We start from the raw sequence: 17,217 nt of genomic DNA, 5'->3' as shown, positions 1-17,217 counted from the left end.
TTGCCGTTGCCGCCTCAGCCGGTCTGGAAATCGCCCGGCTGCGGGGGCGCGATCGGCGTAAAGAGCGTGCGATCCGGCTTCAGGTCGAGAAGCGGTGTGCCGTCGAGGCAATCGAGGCCGCGCACAAGGAGGACGGCGTCTTCGACCGCTTCGAGCCGGACGATCGAGGTACCGATCGGATTGGGCCGGACAGGCGAACGTAAAGAAAATGTGCCGTGCGTCCTGCCGTTTCGCGCCGGGCTCTGCAGAAGCAGGTCGCGCCGCGAACGGTCGAGCCAGTAAAGGACCTCCAGCCGTTCAAAGGCCTCGACACCTTGCAGCGCCGGGATCCAGGGCGCGAATATCTCGATCCGGCAGACCGGACCGTCATGGCGGCCCTGACGCGGGGTCTCCAACCGGGATGTCCAGGGCGTGGCGATACGGCCGATAAAGACGAGACCGGCATCCCTCGGTTCCGGCAATTCCATCGCCACTTCGTTTTCGCGAATCTCGTTCTCGCGGACCATTGCTTTTCCTCGTTCAAACCGGGAATCGGCTGGACTATGCCATAGCGATATATTTTATGAAATATCCCGCTCGTGACCTCTCTATCGAGCCTATTCCGGCAAAGGCATGTCAGGCCAGCTCTCGGTGACGCCTGCTTGCACCGGACGCTCCAGATAGGTGGAAAGGGCGATGTAGCTGCGGGTGCCGGTGACGCCGGGAACGGCGTGGATCTGCGAGAGCAAAGCCTCCAGTGCCTGGGGGCTGGCCATGCGGACCTTGAAGAGCACGCTGGCGTCGCCCGCAACCGAATGCATCTCCTCGACCTCGGGAAAACGCAGCACTTGCATCAGTCGTTCGCTCTTGCCCCAGCCGGCCGCCTCCACATGCACGAAGGCAAGCAGCGGTTTGCCAAGCGCCGCGCCATCGAGTGCGGCATGCACGCCCTTGATCGTACCGGATTGTCTGAGGCGGCGCACGCGCTCATGCACGGCCGGCGCAGACAGGCCGACCACCTCACCGAGCCTGGCATAACTCTGGCTGCTGTCGGCGGCGAGTGCGGCTAATATTTTTCGGTCGAATGCATCAATGGCCGGCTGTGGCGGGCGCCTTTGCCGAACATCCTCTGTATTTTTCGCCATTCGGTAAACTCCTCTTCCTGCCGAAAAATAATCGCCGATACTGGCCTTCTTCAACAGAATATTCGGAGAAAGGGGAAATCTTATGGAGATGATCGAGCGCAATCCGGCAAACGGGATCTATCCGGCGAGCCCAGATTACGTCCATGCGCTGGAGGTCAGACATCCCTCGAGGCTGCTCTTCGTCAGCGGCACGATGGGTCTCGATCAACAGAGAATGGCGGCACCCGATCTGGAAGGACAACTGGAGCTAATCTGGTCCAATCTGCCCACCATCCTCGCCTCGGCTGATATGACGGTGGACAATATCGTCCGGCTGACGAGTTATCTCCGCGACGGCGCCTTTGTGGAGGTCAACCAGAATGCCCGTCTTCGGGCGCTGAACGGCCGCCCCGTGCCGACCACGGCCATCATCGTCGAAACGCTGCGCGACGACTGGCTCGTGGAGATCGAGATCATCGCCGCCGGATGATCGGAAAAATCGGCCGTCACGCCGCCTTGGCGGCGTGATATTCTTTGATGGCGACCATCTTGATAGCCGGATAACGTTCGGCCTCGTAGCGCAGCGAGAAGCCGTCCTGGGCGAGGAAGACCGGATCGCCGTCGAGATCGCGGGCGATATCGCCGCGCTTGACGGTGAGGAACTTGTCGAGATCCGCTGCCTGATCGGCCGAGATCCAGCGGCAGACGGAGAAACGCGACATTTCGAAGGAGACCGGCAGGCCGTATTCGGCCATCAGCCGCTCCTTCAGCACGTCGAGCTGCAGGGCGCCGACGACGCCGACGATCGCCGGTGAGCCGTCTTCCGGCGAAAAGAGCTGGACGACGCCTTCCTCGGCCATCTGCTGCAGGGCTTCCTTGAGTTTCTTCGCCTTCATCGCGTCTTCGAGACGCACGCGGCGCAGAATTTCCGGCGAGAAGTTCGGCACGCCCTGGAAAACCAGCGATTCCCCTTCGGTCAGCGTATCGCCGATCCTCAGCGTCCCGTGGTTGGGAATGCCGACGACATCGCCGGCATAGGCGGTGTCGGCGAGCTGGCGCTGCGAGGCGAAGAAGAACTGCGGCGCCGTCAGGCCGAGCTGCTTGCCGGTGCGGGCAAGCCTTGCCTTCATGCCGCGCTCCAGCTTGCCGGAGCAGATGCGGGCAAAGGCGATGCGGTCGCGGTGGTTGGGGTCCATATTGGCCTGGATCTTGAAGACGAAGGCCGTCATCTTGTCGTCGGTCGCATGCACGGTCCTGGTATCCGCGACCTGATCACGCGGCGGCGGCGCAAAATCGCCGAGCGCATTGATGAGATCGCGAACGCCGTAATTGCGCAGGGCCGAGCCGAAAAAGACAGGCGTCATATGGCCTTCCAGGAAGGCCTGGCGGTCGAAGGGTCGGCAGGCCTCGATCGCCAACTCGGTCTCCTCGACGAAGACCTGGCGCTCGTTTTCCGGCAGCCTGCCGGCAACGCTCTGGGGGCCGTTGACCGGCGTTCCCTCGACTTCGGTATCCGACCCGCGCACGGTGTTGGCGGCAATATTGTAGGAACCACAGAAAGTCTTCGAGCGGCCGATCGGCCAGGTGATCGGCGCGGTATCGAGCGCCAGCTTCTCTTCCACCTCATCGAGGATCTCGAAGGGATCGCGGCTCTCGCGGTCCATCTTGTTGATGAAGGTGATGATCGGGATATCGCGCATGCGGCAGACTTCGAAAAGCTTCAGCGTGCGCGGCTCGATGCCCTTGGCGGCGTCGATGACCATGACGGCGGCGTCGACGGCGGTCAGCGTGCGATAGGTGTCGTCGGCAAAATCCTCGTGACCCGGCGTGTCGAGAATGTTGAAGACATTGTCGTTATATTCAAAGGTCATCACCGAGGTGACGACGGAGATGCCGCGTTCGCGCTCGATCTTCATCCAGTCGGAACGCGTCTGCATACGATCCTTCTTCGCCTTGACTTCGCCGGCAAGCTGAATGGCGCCGCCGAACAGCAGCAGCTTTTCGGTGAGCGTCGTCTTCCCGGCGTCCGGGTGGGCGATAATAGCGAATGTGCGGCGGCGGGAGACCGCCTCGGCGAGACTTTCGGCCATAATGTGAATCCTGTGGAATTGCCGCTTAACTAGCGACTAAAGCCCCGCTTTGCAATTGACCTTGCCCTTTCACGTGCAAAGTAATGGGTCATGACCATTCATCACGATACGCGCCCGACGCTGAACCTCATCCGCTTAGCCAATGGCGAAGGCCTCGACCTGCCAGCCTATGAAAGCAAGGGAGCGGCCGGCATGGACCTGCGCGCCGCCGTCGACGAGGCGGCCCCGCTGACGCTTCTGCCCGGCAAGCGGGCGCTGGTGCCGACCGGTTTCATCTTCGAGATCCCCGAGCATTTCGAGGGACAGATACGGCCGCGCTCCGGTCTAGCCTTCAAGAACGGCATCACCTGCCTGAATTCGCCGGGCACCGTCGACAGCGACTATCGCGGCGAAGTGAAGGTGTTGCTCGCCAATCTCGGCGAGGAACCTTTCGTCATTTCGCGCGGCATGCGCATCGCCCAGATGGTGATTGCGCCGGTGACCCAGGCACGGATCGCCGAAATCACCGAGGCAAGCGAGACCACACGCGGCGCAGGCGGCTTCGGCTCCACCGGCGTCTGATGACGCGGCACCTCGACAGTGCTGGGCTGACCTTCCGGCAGGATTACTTCGGCGATCCCGCCGGCTGGGCAGCACTGGTCTGCCTGCTCCAAGATATTTTCGGCATTGATATCGGTCCGCTGCAGCAGCTTGGCGGCCCTGATCCCACCAGCATGCCCTTCGGCTGGTTCGATGCCGAGGGCGAGCTTGCGGCCAATATCTCGGCCTTTGCGCTGCCCTTCGTCATCAACGGCCGGCGCGTCCATGCCGCCGGGCTGCAATCCGGCGCGGTGCGGCCGCCATGGCGCGGCCGTGGCCTCTATCGCGATTTGACGGTGAAGGCGCTCGACTGGTGCGATCGGCAAGGCTTTGAAGCCGTCATCCTCTATACCGACAAGCCGTCGCTCTACGAACCCTATGGTTTTCGCGCACTACCGCTGTACCGATACGAGGGAGCGGCACCCGCCCCTTCGACTTCGACCTCACGCGCCCGGTCGCTTACGCCTGCAAAGGCGGATGATCTTGCGCTGCTGCAATCGCTGCTGAAAGCGCGAAGCCCGGTGTCGACGGCGCTAGCTGTGATTGCCAATGCGGCGATGTTTCTGATCAACACGCAGCTCGATCCCGATGTCCGCATCAGCTTCCTGGAGGACCGGCAGGCAGTGATCGCCTGGAAGATCGACGAGGCGGGCCGCTTCAGCCTTCTCGACGTGGTGGCGGCGGAGATACCGCCGCTTGCAGCAATCCTCGGCGGGTTGGAAATCACGTCCGCTTCCGTCGAGGTGCTTTTCCGTCCTGACAAGCTCGGCTGGGTGGGTGTCCCGCAGCCGTTCGAAAGCGGCACCAGATTGATGCTGCGCGGGCTCGGCAATACCACCCCGAATTTTTCGGCGATGCTCTCACCGATGGCAGATTTTTAGCCCCGTTTCGTCGACTTCACCTTTTCCGTGAAAGCGGCGGCAGGCGGCGCTTGACGGGCGAGGCTTTGATCATCGAGGTGTTGGTCTCCGCCCTTTCGGCAACCCGGTCGAGGAGACCGTCAAGTTCGGCCATCGAACGGATGACCAGGCGGGCAATGAAGCAATCCTCGCCCGTCACCTTGTCGCACTCGACGATTTCAGGAATGTCCTGGATGATGCGCTCGACGATGTGCAGCTGTCCCGGCAGCGGGCGCACGCGCACGATCGCCTGCAGGGGGTAACCGACGGCGGCCGGATCGAGATCGATGGTGAAGGCCTTGATGACGCCACGCTCCTCCAACCGGCGCAGACGCTCGGCCGCACTCGGTGAAGACAGACCGACCTGCTGTGCCAGCTCCTTCAGCGAGATCCGCGCATTGCCGGCCAGCGCCTCCAAAATGGCTTGGTCGATTTCATCGAGCAATTGCACATCATTAGACACCGACATCCATTTACCTCATATAATTAGGAACTTTCGACCTCTTTCCTTTTTATCCTTATATAAAGTCGTTTCCTGTCGCAATATTCTCTTATCATCGAAAGCGGAGGCTATCATGAGCAGCGACATCAGACGGGGCACGGCGGAAATGACGGCAGCAATGCTGATCTCGGGGACAATCGGCTGGTTCGTCGTCATGTCGGGCCAGCCTGTCAGCGGCGTGGTCTTCTGGCGCTGCCTGTTCGGCGCGCTCACCTTGCTTGTCATCTGCGGCGCTCTCGGGCTGCTGCGGCCCGGCATCATCACGCTGCGCGCCTTCGGCATCGCCGTTTTCGGCGGCGTCGCCATCGTCTTGAACTGGCTGTTGCTGTTTGCCTCCTATTCGCATGCGACGATCTCGATCGCGACGACTGTTTATAACACCCAGCCTTTCATGCTGCTCGTGCTCGGCGCGCTCGTGCTCGGCGAGAAGATCACCGCCACCAAGCTGTTCTGGCTGACACTCTCCTTCGCCGGCATGATTGCCATCGTCGAGGCAAAACCGGAGGCAGGCGGTGCGGCATCGGATGGTTACGGCCTCGGCATCCTGATGGCGCTCGGTGCCGCCTTCTTCTACGCGCTCGCCGCCCTTGCCGCGAAATGGCTGAAAGGCACGCCGCCACATCTGATCGCGCTCATCCAGGTCGCAACCGGCATGCTGATGCTGGCGCCGATGACCGACTTTTCAAATCCGCCGCAAGATGCAGGACGCTGGGCGATCCTGGTGACCGTTGGCGTCGTCCATACCGGGTTGATGTATGTGCTGCTCTACGGCGCGATCCAGAGGCTACCGACGCATCTCACCGGCGCCCTCTCCTTCATCTATCCGATCGCTGCGATCGTCGTCGACCGGCTGGCCTTCGGCCATGCGCTGCAGCCGATGCAGATCGCAGGTGCGGCGATCATCCTGCTTGCCGCCGCCGGCATGAATCTCGGCTGGACGCCGCGCTGGCTGCGTCCGCGGGCGTTGGAGAGCTGAGCCGGGCATCCCAGTACGGATGGCTGAGACGCCCGGTTGCTGACATTACCTCTGCGGGCGTGTCGTCTCGAACAGGAACCAGGTACGGCGCTCCGCCTCGTCGATCCAGTTCTCGATCAGGCTGGCGGTCGCGACGTCATTATGCTCGTCGCAGAGATCATGCACCTCCCGCAGCAGCGAGACGAGCTGGGCATTGTCGCCGCCCAGTTCCGACAGCATATCCTCTGATGTGACGAAATCCGCGTCATTGTCCAAAAGGCGCTGCTGGCGAGCGATCTGGCCGATGGAGCGCAGCGTCGTACCGCCGATCTTGCGGGCACGCTCTGCAATGTCGTCGGTCATGGCGAAAATCTGCTCCGCCTGTTCGTCGAGCAGCAGGTGATAGTCGCGAAAATGCGGACCGGACATGTGCCAATGGAAATTCTTGGTCTTCAGATACAGCGTGAAGACATCGGCGAGCAGCGCGGTCAGCGCCGCCGAAATATCGGTAATGGCGTTGGTCGACAGGCTGGAAGGCGTCTTGAGTGGCGAAAGCCTGCGGGTTTCAGCTGAGCTAGGGGACATTCAATCTCTCCTTGGTGATGAAATCTCTGCGGCGCTGCGCCCCTTTGCAGGAAGCGCTGAGGACGCTGATCGCGCATTTGCTCAGAGAGAAATAGCAAGGCCGGGTCGCTTTCCAAGTAGATCATGGTCTAGCAGACCTATTCCTTATGGTTATGGACCGATCAGCACCAAAGCATTGATGAGGAAGCGGCGCCCGCCTATAGATGGGCGGTGGAATCCCTGTGGGTTAAGAAGATGAGCCTCACCGCCCTGATCACCTATGCCGGAGCGCTGTTCATCGCCGCGGCCATTCCCGGACCCGGGATCACCGCGATCGTCGCGCGTGCGCTCGGCTCGAATTTCCGCGAGACCTTCTTCATGGGCCTCGGTCTGGTGCTCGGGGACATGACTTATCTCACCGCGGTCATTCTCGGCCTTGCCTTCGTGGCGCAGACCTTCACCGAAGTGTTCATCGTCATCAAGATCGCCGGCGCCCTCTATCTCGGCTACATCGCCTGGAAACTCTGGACGGCAGGGCTGCTGCCGCAGGATATCGCGGCGCGGAAATCCACCAATATCGGCCTATCCTTCCTCTCCGGCCTGCTGGTGACGCTCGGCAATCCGAAGACGATGCTCTTCTATGTCGCGCTTGCGCCGACGCTGATCGATATCGGCAATATCGGTTTGCGCGACTATGCGCTCCTGCTTGCCGTGACCTTCGTGGTGCTGATCGTCGTGCTGGTGCCCTATATGCTGCTTGCCTCGCGAGCCCGCACGATGCTGAAGCAGCCGCGCGCCCTACAAGCGCTGAACCGGGTCGCAGCCGGCATCCTGGCCGGCACTGCAGCCTTCATTGCCACGCGTGCGGCCTGAAATAAACATTCGGCAAGAAACGGTTTTCAAAGGTTTTTTTCTCCGCGGACCGCTTCCCCGGGATCAACGTGGACTGGCATCGCCGGGTCTTTGATCCTATTCTCCCCTCGATTTCAGAAGCAGAATTCAAAGGGAGAGCACCCATGTCGCACAAGCCCGGCCGCGGCCGCATCTATTCCTCGATCACCGAGACCATCGGCGACACGCCGCTCGTGCGCTTCGACAAGCTGGCGCGAGAAAAGGGCGTCGTGGCGAACCTGATCGGCAAGCTCGAATTCTTCAACCCGATCGCCTCCGTGAAAGACCGCATCGGCGTCGCGATGATCGAAAGCCTCGAAGCCCAGGGCAAGATCACCCCCGGCAAGACGGTGCTGATCGAACCGACCTCCGGCAACACCGGCATCGCGCTCGCCTTTGCCGCCGCCGCCAAGGGTTATCGGCTGATCCTCACCATGCCGGAAACGATGTCGGTCGAGCGCCGCAAGATGCTGGCGCTGCTCGGCGCCGAACTGGTGCTGACCGAGGGACCAAAGGGCATGAAGGGCGCCATCGCCAAGGCCGAGGAACTGGCGTCCTCCCTTCCCGACGCCGTCATTCCGCAGCAGTTCGAAAACCCGGCCAATCCAGAGATTCACCGCAAGACGACGGCCGAGGAAATCTGGAACGACACCGATGGCACGGTCGATATCGTCGTCTCCGGCATCGGCACCGGCGGCACGATCACCGGCGTCGGCCAGGTGCTGAAAAGCCGCAAGCCCGAGATCAAGATCATCGCAGTCGAACCGGCCGACTCGCCGATCCTCTCCGGCGGCAATCCCGGCCCGCACAAGATCCAGGGCATCGGCGCCGGCTTCGCACCGAAGATCCTCGATACCGGCATCTATGACGAGGTCGTCACCGTGACCAACGACGAGGCCTTCGAACAGGCGCGCCTCGTCGCCCGTCTCGAAGGCGTGCCGGTCGGCATCTCCTCGGGTGCGGCACTGACGGCGGCCATCAAGGTCGGCAGCCGACCTGAGAACGCGGGGAAGAATATCGTCATCATCATTCCGTCTTTCGCGGAACGTTATCTCTCGACGGTGCTGTTTGAGGGGCTGGGGAGCTGATAGCGAATAGCGAATAGGATGTAGCCTGATTGTCGCCGGGCAGCCAGTTAACTATTCGCTATTCGCCACTCCCCATTCGCTTCTATCTTCACGCCGCCGCCGTCAACCTCTCCCCAGCGATCCTGTAGGAGATCGCTTCGGCGAGATGGATGCGGCCGACGGTCGGTTTGCCGTCGAGATCGGCCAGCGTGCGGGCGACCTTCAGGACGCGGTGGTAGCCGCGGGCGGAGAATTTCATTTTCTCGGCGGCGTCGCGCAACAGCTGGAGACCACTGGCGTCGGGTTCGGCGAGTTTCTCGATCATCGCGGTGGAGCAGCGGGCATTGGTGCCGATGCCTTTCGCGCCGGCGCTTTCGAAGCGTTCCTGCTGGATCTCGCGGGCACGGGCGACGCGGCGGGCGACGTCGGCGCTGGTTTCCGCCGCCATCGGCCGGATGAGATCGGCGGCGGAGACGGCCGGTACGTCGATGCGGATATCGATGCGGTCCATCAGCGGGCCGGAGATGCGGGCCTGGTAATCGCTCATGCAGCGCGGGCCGCGGGCGCAGGTATGACCGGGCTCGCCGGCCATGCCGCAGCGGCAGGGATTCATCGCCGCGATCAGCTGGAATTTCGCCGGATAGGAGACGCGGTGATTGGCACGCGCGATGACGCATTCGCCGCCTTCGAGCGGCTGGCGCAGTGCATCGAGCGCCTGCGGCGTGAATTCGGGAAATTCGTCGAGAAAAAGCACGCCGTGATGGGCAAGCGAGGCTTCGCCGGGACGGGCGCGTAACCCGCCGCCGACGAGGGCGGCCATGGTGGCGGAATGATGCGGGGTGCGGAAAGGCCGGCGGTCGGAAAGCTTGCCGCCAGAGAGCTGGCCGGCAATGGAATGAACCATCGAAACCTCCAGCAGTTCGGCGGCCGAAAGCGGCGGCAGGATCGACGGCAGCCTGGCCGCCAGCATCGACTTGCCGGAACCGGGAGGACCGACCATCAGGAGATTATGGCCGCCGGCGGCGGCTACTTCGAGGGCGCGCTTGGCGCTTTCCTGGCCCTTGATTTCGGCAAGGTCAGGCAGGTTTGCGGCATTGGCGCGGATCGATGGCTCCGGCCTGGATAGGACCTGCGTGCCGCGGAAATGATTGGCAAGGGCGATCAGGCTGCGGGGTGCGAGGATATCGACGTCCGACCCCGCCCAGGCGGCTTCGGCGCCGCTTTCGGCCGGGCAGATCAGCCCCTTGCCGAGCGCATTGGCGCCGATGGCGGCCGGCAGAGCGCCCGCGATGGCGGCGATCGTTCCATCGAGGTTGAGCTCGCCGACGACGACAAAATCCGACAGGGCATCGGCGGGAATGGCACCGAGGGCGGCCATCAACGCGAGCGCGATCGGGAGATCGAAGTGCGAGCCCTCTTTCGGGAGGTCAGCGGGCGCCAGGTTGACGGTCACGCGCTTGGCCGGCAGTGCCAGACCGGAGGCGTGAAGAGCGGCCTGCACGCGCTCGCGGCTTTCGGCCACCGCCTTATCAGGCAGGCCGACGATCTGCATGCCTACTTTGCCAGGCGCAACCATGACCTGGACCTCGACCGGCACACCCTCAATACCCTGAAATGCCACCGTACTGACACGCGCGACCATATGCCCACCCCTTGCCGCAAACTTTTATATACCGCCCTGCGGCCCTCAGGGCCAGCGGTTGCAATCTGGCATGGAAGCCAGAATAAAACAAGAACAATCAAAGAACGTAGTCGGACATCCGCGGTGACCGTGGTTGTACCCGGTCGCAGGGACCACGGTCACGGGCTAAATTAGCCGCGCTTGCGCTCGATCGCATCCCAGAGCAGGCTCGCAATATCGGCGCCGCCGAACTTCTTGACCTCACGGATACCCGTCGGTGACGTGACGTTGATCTCGGTCATGTAGTCGCCGATCACGTCGATGCCGACGAGCAGGAAGCCGCGCTCCCGCAGCGCCGGGCCGATGCGGGTGCAGATTTCCTGTTCGCGCGGGGTCAGCTCGGTCGCCTCGGCACGACCGCCGACATGCATGTTGGAGCGGCTGTCGTGTTCGGCCGGAACGCGGTTGATGGCGCCGGCGAATTCGCCGTCGACCAGGATGATGCGCTTGTCGCCCTTGCGCACATCAGGCAGATATTGCTGGGCGATGAACGGCTCGCGGAAAAGCTGGCCGAACATCTCTAGCAGCGAGGAAAGATTGCGGTCGTCACGGGTCGAATGGAAGACGCCCGCGCCACCATTGCCGTAGAGCGGCTTCAGGATGATGTCGCCCATCTCGTCGCGGAAACGGCGGATCTCGGCGGCATCCTTGGTGATCAGCGTCTTCGGCATCAGGTCGGCGAATTCGGTGACGAAGATCTTCTCCGGCGAATTGCGCACCCAGGCCGGATCGTTGACGACGAGTGTCTTCGGGTGGATGCGCTCGAGCAGATGCGTCGAGGTGATATAGGCCATGTCGAAGGGCGGGTCCTGGCGCAGCAACACGACATCCATGGTCGAGAGATCGACGCGCTCGGGCGCGCCAAGCTCGTAATGATCGCCCTTGACGTCGCGCAGCACCATCGGCTCGACGCTCGCAAAGAGCTTGCCATCACGGAAGCTCAGGCGGTCTGGCGTGTAATGGAACAGCCTGTAGCCGCGCGCCTGGGCTTCCAGGCTCATGGCGAAGGTGGAATCACCTGCGATATTGATGCCTTCGACATGGTCCATCTGGACCGCTACATTGGTGATCTTGGCCATTTCCGTCCCTCGCTGAATGCCGGACAGATGTAGGTCGGACCGGCATCAAACGCAATGCCAATCAAGGGCTTCCGGTCGCCAGAGCGCCGTGCCTCCTCGTGGAGGCACGGGGACGCTCCAAGCTTTGAAGGCACGATGCTTTAGCCGACTAGCGCGTTTCGAGGATCCGCATCAAGCGGCCGCGATAGCTGTCGAGAATGACGGCGAGCACGATGACGGCGCCGATGACGATCGGCTTGATGTTGTCGTCGGCGCCCAAGAGCTGCAATCCGGTCGACAGCACCTGCAGAATGCAGGCGCCGACCAGCGTGCCGACGATCGAGCCCTTGCCGCCGGACAGGCTGGTGCCGCCGATAATGACGGCGGCGATGGCATTCAGCTCGTAGCCGATGCCGGCAACCGGGCTGCCGACATTGAGACGGAGCAGATAGACCATGGCGGCAATGCCGGCCGTCAGCCCGGAGATCGTGAAGACCGCGATCTTGTATCGCTTCGGCTGATGTCCCGACAGGCGCACAGCCTCTTCATTGGTGCCGATCGCAAAGACGAAGCGGCCAAAGACGGTATAGCGGAGCACGAACCAGCCGATGAGGACGACGACGATCGCAATCAGGAAGATCGAGGGAAATATGCCCCAGAAGATCAGGTTGCCGAAATCGACGAAAGGCTGAGGCAGGCCAGTAATCGTGGAATTGTCGCTGACCACGCGCGCCAGGCCGCTTGCGACGTTCAGCATGCCAAGGGTGACGATGAAGGAAGGAAGCTTCCACTTCTCGCAGATCCAACCATTGACCGCGCCGAGCGCAGCACCGGTGCCCATCGACGCCAGACACGCCAGAACAATCGCCTGCCAAGGCGAAAACGCCGGATTGATCATGATCGTCGCACCGATGACCGTGCAAAGGGCAAGCAGCGAGCCGACGGAAAGATCAATGCCGCCGATGAGGATGACGAAGGTCATGCCCGCAGCCAGCACGGTGTTGATGGCAATCTGCACGAAGATCTTCAGGAAGTTCTCCGGCGTCGCGAAATAGGGCGCCGTCGCCGAGAAAAACGCCAGGATCAGGACGAGGGCGATGGCAACGCCCGCTTCCTTCATCGAGATCCGGATCAGCTTGTCCCAGAAGCTCACCTCTTTCGCCTCGGTCTGTTTTTCAATGTTGGCGGACACGGCTGTACTCCTTGTAGGCGAGCGAAAGGATCCTGCTTTCGTCAAATTGGTCCCGAGTTATTTCACCAGCTATCTTGCCATCGGAAAAGACAACGATGCGATGGCAGATGCCCATCAGCTCCGGCAGATCCGAAGAGACGACCAGAACACCTTTTCCTTCGGCCGCGAACTTCCACAGAAGCTCATAGATTTCGGCCTTCGCACCCACGTCGATCCCACGGGTGGGCTCGTCGAAAATCAGGACCGTTGGACCGCGGAACAGCCATTTTGCAATGACAACCTTCTGCTGGTTGCCGCCGGAAAAGGTCCTGACGGCCTGACGGATGGAGGGCGTCTTGATCCGCAGCTCGCGCACGAGGCGCTGCGCGTGATCATCCTCGGACTTGCCCATGATCAGGCCGTTGCGGGAAATCTTGGCGAGATCGGTTATGGTGGTGTTTTCCGCGCAGCTCATGTCGAGCATCAAGCCCTGCATCTTGCGGTCTTCGGTCGCCAGGCACAGGCCGGCCGCAACGGCATCGCTGGGTGAACTGATCTCGACCGGCGCGCCATTCACGCGGATTTCGCCGGCAGCCTTGGCGTCGGCGCCGAATATCGCACGGACCGCCTCCGTCCGACCGCTGCCCACAAGGCCCGCAATGCCGACGATTTCGCCCTTTGCAACGGAAAATGACAGTTCCGGACTATTGCGCGTCACCTTCAGGCCGGAAACACCAAGCGCCTCTCCAGACACCGCGCTGTCGCCGCGGAAGTGGCCGTGATCCGAGAGTTTGCGCCCGACCATGAGTTCGACGATATCAGGAATACCAAGTCCGGACAGCGGCCGGGTGATCACATGCTGGCCGTCGCGCAGCACCGTCACGTCGTCACCGACTTCGAAGATCTCCTCCAGCCTGTGAGAGATATAGAGCGTGGTGACGCCACGCTGCTTCAGGCGCTTCAGAATTTCGAAGAGGCGATCGACTTCCTTGGAAGTCAGGGTGGCTGTCGGCTCGTCGAGAACGAGAAGTTTGCTTTCGTAGCAGAGCGCCTTGGCGATTTCGACCAACTGAAGCTGCGCGACGCTGAGGCGGCTTGCCAATGTCGTCGGGGCCACGTCGAGGCCGACCTCTTCGAGGAGTTCGGCGGCTCTGCTGTTCATTTCCTTGTAATTCACCAGGCCGTATCGGCGCGGCAGATGTTCGAAGAGCAGGTTTTCGGCAACCGTCAGATTGGAAAGCGGGTGCAGTTCCTGGTGAATGACGCGGATGCCGGCCTTGAAGGCCTCCAACGGCGAGCCCGGATGGTAAGGCTGGCCATCAAACAGGATGTGACCGTCATCCGGCCTGAAGACGCCGCCGAGCAGATTGATTAGGGTCGACTTTCCAGCGCCGTTCTCGCCGAGAAGCACGTGCCCCTTGCCGCGGCCGATCCGTATGGAAACATCCTTGAGCGCGACGACGCCGGGGAAGCGTTTGCCGATCCCTTCCAGCCTCAGGATATCGTCATCTGGTGCGTCTGACACGGCGGCCTCATGCATGGTCTGTTAATTCGAAGTATTACAGCGTCCTTTGCACGCCTGAAAAGGCGCGCAGTGTGCATACCGGAGCCTCGAAAGCGGGCTTCATCGGGAGCGATCAACGCTGAAATCGGTTGCGGCGACTGGCGCCGGCCCGTGGCCGGCGCCTTCTTGCCTTGCAGGCGGCAATCTCGATTACTTGAGATCGGCTGCCGTTACGAGCTTGACGTCGGTCTTGACCCAGCCGGTGAATTTTTCGCCGGCGAGTTCACGCATACCATAGTCGATGCCCATCACGGCCATCTGCGCGCCATATTGCTCGACTGTCGCAAGCATCTTGCCGTCCTTGATCAGCGGCTGCACCGGCGGGATGTTGTCGAAGCCGACAACCTTGATCTTGCCGGCCTGGCCGGCCGCATCGAGAGCCTTGACGACGCCGAGGGCCATAGAGTCGTTGGCGGCCATAACGCCCTGAATGTCCTTATACTTCGTCAGGAAATTCGTCATGACGGTATTGGCTTCTTCTGTTTCCCAATGGGCGGTCTTGCTGTCGAGAAGCTCAAGCTTGCCTGCCTTGACGGAATCCGCGAAGCCTTCCTTGCGCTCCTTGGCGTTGTCAGCTTCGGGGTTGCCCTCGAGGATGACAACCTTGGCGCCAGGCCCCAGGTCCTTGGCCAGCGCATCGCCGGCAAGCTTCGCCCCTTCCTTATTGTCAGGACCGAAGAAAGCGAGATCGATACCGGCCTTCTTCTTGGCATCGGCATCGAGCGGCACGTCGATGTTGATGACCTTGACACCGGCCTTCACAGCCTTTGCCAGAGGGGTTGCCATCGCCTTTGAATCAGCAGGTGCTACGACGATGATATCGTATTTCTGCGTGACGAAGTTTTCGACGGCATCGACCTGCGAGGCGAAGTCGCGTTCATCCTTCATGCCGACGGCCTTGAAGTCGAACTTGTCCTTGTTTTCGGCCGCATATTTGTCGGCGCCTGCCTTCATCTGCTTGAAGAACTCATTGGACAGAGACTTCATGATCAGGCCGACCTTCGGCTTGCTGGCCGCAAAGGCGGGCGACACGCCGCAGGACAGCGCAAGCACCAACGTGCCGGCAAGCCCGAGCTTCAACGCTGCGCGACGCGGCGCATTCAACAAGACGGATTCATGCTTCACAGAATTGGACATTTTTTCCTCCCGAACGGCTCTGGGCTCAGTTGCATCTGAGTTGCCCTCGGCAATGAACCGTTTCCAACGTCATCTGGGTAGCACGCCTTGAGAAATTGTCAAGCGGCCGAAAACCTGCCAGACTGCTTCCAGATTGATACTGCTCGACGCATTGGGGATGAATTATGATGAACCGTTTCCATCGCCTATTTGCCGTGCCATCTTGTGGAGGATGACCGTCTCCCCTGAGATGCGGCCCTTTGACTAGGGCGGCAAAGACCATTAGCTGGACGCCTCGATCGGACCTCGTCCGAAGGCGAAGATGAAGGGCCACTGTTTCTGTTATGTCAAAGGTCGGGATTAGAGACGTCGCCAAGCTTGCGGGGGTTTCCACAGGGACCGTTTCGAGGGTCCTGAACGATCATCCCTCCGTGACGAAGGAACTAAGGGCACGCGTCGGCGGGATCATAAACGACCTCGGGTATCTGCCCGATCCGTCCGCGAGAAGCATGCGCAGCAAAGTCAGCCGCCTCATCGGCATCGTCATTCCCGATCTGACCAATCCGTTCTTTGCGGAACTGGTCCAATCGGCGGAGCAGGCTGCGGCCAATCACGGATACAATATCATCGTCATGACCTCCTTCGATCATGCCGCCAAGGAGGCTGACCGCATCAGACAGCTGACGAGTAGAAAGGTCGACGGCATCATTCTCGTTCCCAGCAATGATTTCCATACCATCAAGCTGCCGAAGGGATTGCCGATCGTCGTCGTCGACCGCCTCATGCCAGGATATTCCGGCATTGCCGCCGATCACCGCAATGGCGTCCGTCTTGGCGTCGAGCATCTGCTGAAGCTCGGCCATCGCCGCATCGGCTTCATCTCGGGGCCCGGACACTCCGTCCCCGCCAATGATCGCCTCAGAGGTTACCTCGACGCAATCGAAGAGGCGGACGGCAGCGCGGCAATGGCAGGACCGCCGCTGATCGCCGAGGCGGCGTTCGACTATGAAAGCGGCCGTTCGGCGGGAAATTATCTTCTGGCCCGTGCCCGCAATGAGCGGCCGACGGCGATTTTTGCCAGTTCGGACCAGCAGGCCATCGGCTGCATGAGAGCAGCACATGATTTGGGAATTCCGATACCGGCAGCCCTTTCGATCGTCGGCTTCGACGGTATTCCGCTCGCCAGCATGACAACGCCGCGGCTGACGACCGTGAAACAGCCGATCCAGGAGGTGGCCGCAGCGGCGGTGGCGGTTCTGTTGAACAAACAGACTGCGCCTGAGCTCGACAATCCAATCCTGTTTGCTTGCGAGCTCCTAAAGGGGGAGACAACCTCCCCGCCTCAGCCCGACTAGCGCATGACCCTGAAAATCGAAATCGATCTTCAGGCGGCGATGCCCTGGTTGCCGCCATTGCGCAGCATGTTGCGCAGGCGATAGGCGATCGCCAGGGGTTTCGGGAAAGGTTTGCGCAGGAAGGCGACCTTGCGGACGTAATTGTCGACCCGCCAGCTCGCCCAGGTTCCGCCCGCGAAAAAGGCGACGTCACCCACTCTAAGGGTTCGCTGCGTACCGTCCTCGGCGATGATATGCACCTCGCCTTCAAGGATCATCACGGTCTCGTCCCAGCCGAAATACCAGCGGAATTCACCCGCCGTGCAATCCCAGATCGCCGTCAGAGAAGCTTCGTCATGGCCGCGGGAATGTTCGGCAGTGCGCGCCTGCGGATTGCCGCTGACGATCCAATCTGGGTTGATCGGCGTGGACTTCAGGGGCAAGCGGTCGCTTGCGTGCGCGATGAAGGATTTCCCGGCCGGCTTCGCCACGGCATAAGGCACCGAGCGCGCGGCCATGGCGACCGCACTTGCAAGCATCAGCTTCCAGGCCATGAAACAATCCCCAATTGTTATCCCTACCGAGGGGGTAGCAGAGAGTCGTAAGGAGCTGGTTCACGCGGGGATTAAAAGTTTAACGATCC

18 protein-coding genes are annotated in these 17,217 nt (G+C 61.5%); 7 read left to right on the top strand and 11 right to left on the bottom strand.

The window, feature by feature from the left end; translation table 11 throughout:
* Positions 1-14 precede the first annotated feature (14 nt).
* The gene (tsaA, locus tag EFQ99_RS04290) at positions 15-506 is read right to left on the bottom strand and encodes a tRNA (N6-threonylcarbamoyladenosine(37)-N6)-methyltransferase TrmO (RefSeq protein WP_126919392.1); all 492 of its coding nucleotides are present in this window, start codon (positions 504-506) and stop codon (positions 15-17) included.
* 90 nt (positions 507-596) lie between these two features.
* Positions 597-1,178: an Lrp/AsnC family transcriptional regulator gene (locus EFQ99_RS04285; protein ID WP_126919391.1), complete on the bottom strand. Its 582-nt coding sequence runs from the start codon at positions 1,176-1,178 to the stop codon at positions 597-599.
* A 28-nt stretch (positions 1,179-1,206) separates the two neighbouring features.
* Between EFQ99_RS04285 and EFQ99_RS04280 the strand changes: the two genes are divergently transcribed.
* On the top strand, positions 1,207-1,593 hold the full coding sequence (locus EFQ99_RS04280) for a RidA family protein (RefSeq protein WP_126919390.1): 387 nt from the start codon (positions 1,207-1,209) through the stop codon (positions 1,591-1,593).
* Positions 1,594-1,609: 16 nt separating this feature from the next.
* Here the strand turns inward: EFQ99_RS04280 and EFQ99_RS04275 are convergent, their stop codons facing one another.
* Positions 1,610-3,193 carry a peptide chain release factor 3 gene (locus tag EFQ99_RS04275; protein ID WP_126919389.1) on the bottom strand — a complete coding sequence of 528 codons (1,584 nt, stop codon included), beginning with the start codon at positions 3,191-3,193 and terminating at the stop codon, positions 1,610-1,612.
* A 90-nt stretch (positions 3,194-3,283) separates the two neighbouring features.
* On the opposite strand from EFQ99_RS04275, the gene dut reads away from it, so the two are divergent.
* Both dut and EFQ99_RS04265 read left to right on the top strand, forming a co-directional pair.
* Positions 3,284-3,754, top strand: coding sequence for a dUTP diphosphatase (gene dut / locus EFQ99_RS04270; protein ID WP_126919388.1), 471 nt, complete (start codon positions 3,284-3,286; stop codon positions 3,752-3,754).
* A complete protein-coding gene (locus EFQ99_RS04265; protein WP_126919387.1) occupies positions 3,754-4,653 on the top strand; it encodes a GNAT family N-acetyltransferase in 900 nt (299 codons plus the stop codon). The genes dut and EFQ99_RS04265 overlap by 1 nt, the downstream gene beginning before the upstream one ends.
* Positions 4,654-4,669: 16 nt before the next feature.
* On the opposite strand, the gene EFQ99_RS04260 is transcribed toward EFQ99_RS04265, so the two are convergent.
* Positions 4,670-5,134, bottom strand: a complete 465-nt coding sequence (locus tag EFQ99_RS04260) for an Lrp/AsnC family transcriptional regulator (RefSeq protein WP_126919600.1) — start codon at positions 5,132-5,134, stop codon at positions 4,670-4,672.
* Positions 5,135-5,246: 112 nt separating this feature from the next.
* Here EFQ99_RS04260 and EFQ99_RS04255 point away from each other — a divergent pair, with 112 nt between their 5' ends.
* The gene (locus EFQ99_RS04255; protein ID WP_126919386.1) at positions 5,247-6,149 is read left to right on the top strand and encodes a DMT family transporter; all 903 of its coding nucleotides are present in this window, start codon (positions 5,247-5,249) and stop codon (positions 6,147-6,149) included.
* A gap of 45 nt (positions 6,150-6,194) precedes the next feature.
* On the opposite strand, the gene EFQ99_RS04250 is transcribed toward EFQ99_RS04255, so the two are convergent.
* On the bottom strand, positions 6,195-6,713 hold the full coding sequence (locus EFQ99_RS04250; protein WP_126919385.1) for a Dps family protein: 519 nt from the start codon (positions 6,711-6,713) through the stop codon (positions 6,195-6,197).
* Positions 6,714-6,947: 234 nt separating this feature from the next.
* Here EFQ99_RS04250 and EFQ99_RS04245 point away from each other — a divergent pair, with 234 nt between their 5' ends.
* Together EFQ99_RS04245 and cysK are read left to right on the top strand one after the other, a co-directional pair.
* Positions 6,948-7,565, top strand: coding sequence for a LysE family translocator (locus EFQ99_RS04245; RefSeq protein WP_126919384.1), 618 nt, complete (start codon positions 6,948-6,950; stop codon positions 7,563-7,565).
* A gap of 143 nt (positions 7,566-7,708) precedes the next feature.
* Complete coding sequence (cysK, locus tag EFQ99_RS04240; protein WP_126919383.1) at positions 7,709-8,671, top strand: cysteine synthase A; 963 nt, start codon at positions 7,709-7,711, stop codon at positions 8,669-8,671.
* 88 nt (positions 8,672-8,759) lie between these two features.
* Here the strand turns inward: cysK and EFQ99_RS04235 are convergent, their stop codons facing one another.
* From EFQ99_RS04235 to EFQ99_RS04215, 5 genes are all read right to left on the bottom strand, one after another.
* Positions 8,760-10,292, bottom strand: coding sequence for a YifB family Mg chelatase-like AAA ATPase (locus EFQ99_RS04235; protein WP_126919382.1), 1,533 nt, complete (start codon positions 10,290-10,292; stop codon positions 8,760-8,762).
* Between the two features lie 170 nt (positions 10,293-10,462).
* On the bottom strand, positions 10,463-11,410 hold the full coding sequence (gene gshB, locus EFQ99_RS04230; protein WP_126919381.1) for a glutathione synthase: 948 nt from the start codon (positions 11,408-11,410) through the stop codon (positions 10,463-10,465).
* Positions 11,411-11,558: 148 nt separating this feature from the next.
* The gene (locus tag EFQ99_RS04225) at positions 11,559-12,581 is read right to left on the bottom strand and encodes an ABC transporter permease (RefSeq protein WP_126919380.1); all 1,023 of its coding nucleotides are present in this window, start codon (positions 12,579-12,581) and stop codon (positions 11,559-11,561) included.
* Positions 12,565-14,100 carry a sugar ABC transporter ATP-binding protein gene (locus tag EFQ99_RS04220; protein WP_126919379.1) on the bottom strand — a complete coding sequence of 512 codons (1,536 nt, stop codon included), beginning with the start codon at positions 14,098-14,100 and terminating at the stop codon, positions 12,565-12,567. Before EFQ99_RS04220 ends, EFQ99_RS04225 begins: the two co-directional genes overlap by 17 nt.
* Before the next feature lie 174 nt (positions 14,101-14,274).
* Entirely contained in the window at positions 14,275-15,261 is a 987-nt protein-coding gene (locus EFQ99_RS04215; RefSeq protein WP_126919378.1) for a sugar ABC transporter substrate-binding protein, read from the bottom strand.
* Positions 15,262-15,584: 323 nt separating this feature from the next.
* Here EFQ99_RS04215 and EFQ99_RS04210 point away from each other — a divergent pair, with 323 nt between their 5' ends.
* Positions 15,585-16,595 (top strand): LacI family DNA-binding transcriptional regulator, encoded by a 1,011-nt coding sequence (locus EFQ99_RS04210; RefSeq protein ID WP_126919377.1) that lies wholly within the window; start codon positions 15,585-15,587, stop codon positions 16,593-16,595.
* Positions 16,596-16,624: 29 nt separating this feature from the next.
* On the opposite strand, the gene EFQ99_RS04205 is transcribed toward EFQ99_RS04210, so the two are convergent.
* The gene (locus EFQ99_RS04205; RefSeq protein WP_126919376.1) at positions 16,625-17,128 is read right to left on the bottom strand and encodes a cupin domain-containing protein; all 504 of its coding nucleotides are present in this window, start codon (positions 17,126-17,128) and stop codon (positions 16,625-16,627) included.
* Positions 17,129-17,217: the final 89 nt, after the last annotated feature.

The organism is Rhizobium vallis, from assembly GCF_003985155.1.
Lineage (GTDB): Bacteria > Pseudomonadota > Alphaproteobacteria > Rhizobiales > Rhizobiaceae > Rhizobium > Rhizobium vallis.
The sequence above is the reverse complement of the archived record's forward strand: the minus strand, read 5'-3'. Positions and strand labels throughout refer to the sequence as shown.

Coding starts and splice junctions, on each gene's coding strand:
- EFQ99_RS04220 (WP_126919379.1), bottom strand. CDS start 14,100: ATGCATGAGGCCGCCGTGTCAGACGCACCAGATGACGATATCCTGAGG.
- EFQ99_RS04250 (WP_126919385.1), bottom strand. CDS start 6,713: ATGTCCCCTAGCTCAGCTGAAACCCGCAGGCTTTCGCCACTCAAGACG.
- EFQ99_RS04255 (WP_126919386.1), top strand. CDS start 5,247: ATGAGCAGCGACATCAGACGGGGCACGGCGGAAATGACGGCAGCAATG.
- EFQ99_RS04280 (WP_126919390.1), top strand. CDS start 1,207: ATGGAGATGATCGAGCGCAATCCGGCAAACGGGATCTATCCGGCGAGC.
- EFQ99_RS04235 (WP_126919382.1), bottom strand. CDS start 10,292: ATGGTCGCGCGTGTCAGTACGGTGGCATTTCAGGGTATTGAGGGTGTG.
- EFQ99_RS04245 (WP_126919384.1), top strand. CDS start 6,948: ATGAGCCTCACCGCCCTGATCACCTATGCCGGAGCGCTGTTCATCGCC.
- cysK (WP_126919383.1), top strand. CDS start 7,709: ATGTCGCACAAGCCCGGCCGCGGCCGCATCTATTCCTCGATCACCGAG.
- dut (WP_126919388.1), top strand. CDS start 3,284: ATGACCATTCATCACGATACGCGCCCGACGCTGAACCTCATCCGCTTA.
- EFQ99_RS04210 (WP_126919377.1), top strand. CDS start 15,585: ATGTCAAAGGTCGGGATTAGAGACGTCGCCAAGCTTGCGGGGGTTTCC.
- gshB (WP_126919381.1), bottom strand. CDS start 11,410: ATGGCCAAGATCACCAATGTAGCGGTCCAGATGGACCATGTCGAAGGC.
- tsaA (WP_126919392.1), bottom strand. CDS start 506: ATGGTCCGCGAGAACGAGATTCGCGAAAACGAAGTGGCGATGGAATTG.
- EFQ99_RS04275 (WP_126919389.1), bottom strand. CDS start 3,193: ATGGCCGAAAGTCTCGCCGAGGCGGTCTCCCGCCGCCGCACATTCGCT.
- EFQ99_RS04265 (WP_126919387.1), top strand. CDS start 3,754: ATGACGCGGCACCTCGACAGTGCTGGGCTGACCTTCCGGCAGGATTAC.
- EFQ99_RS04205 (WP_126919376.1), bottom strand. CDS start 17,128: ATGGCCTGGAAGCTGATGCTTGCAAGTGCGGTCGCCATGGCCGCGCGC.
- EFQ99_RS04215 (WP_126919378.1), bottom strand. CDS start 15,261: ATGTCCAATTCTGTGAAGCATGAATCCGTCTTGTTGAATGCGCCGCGT.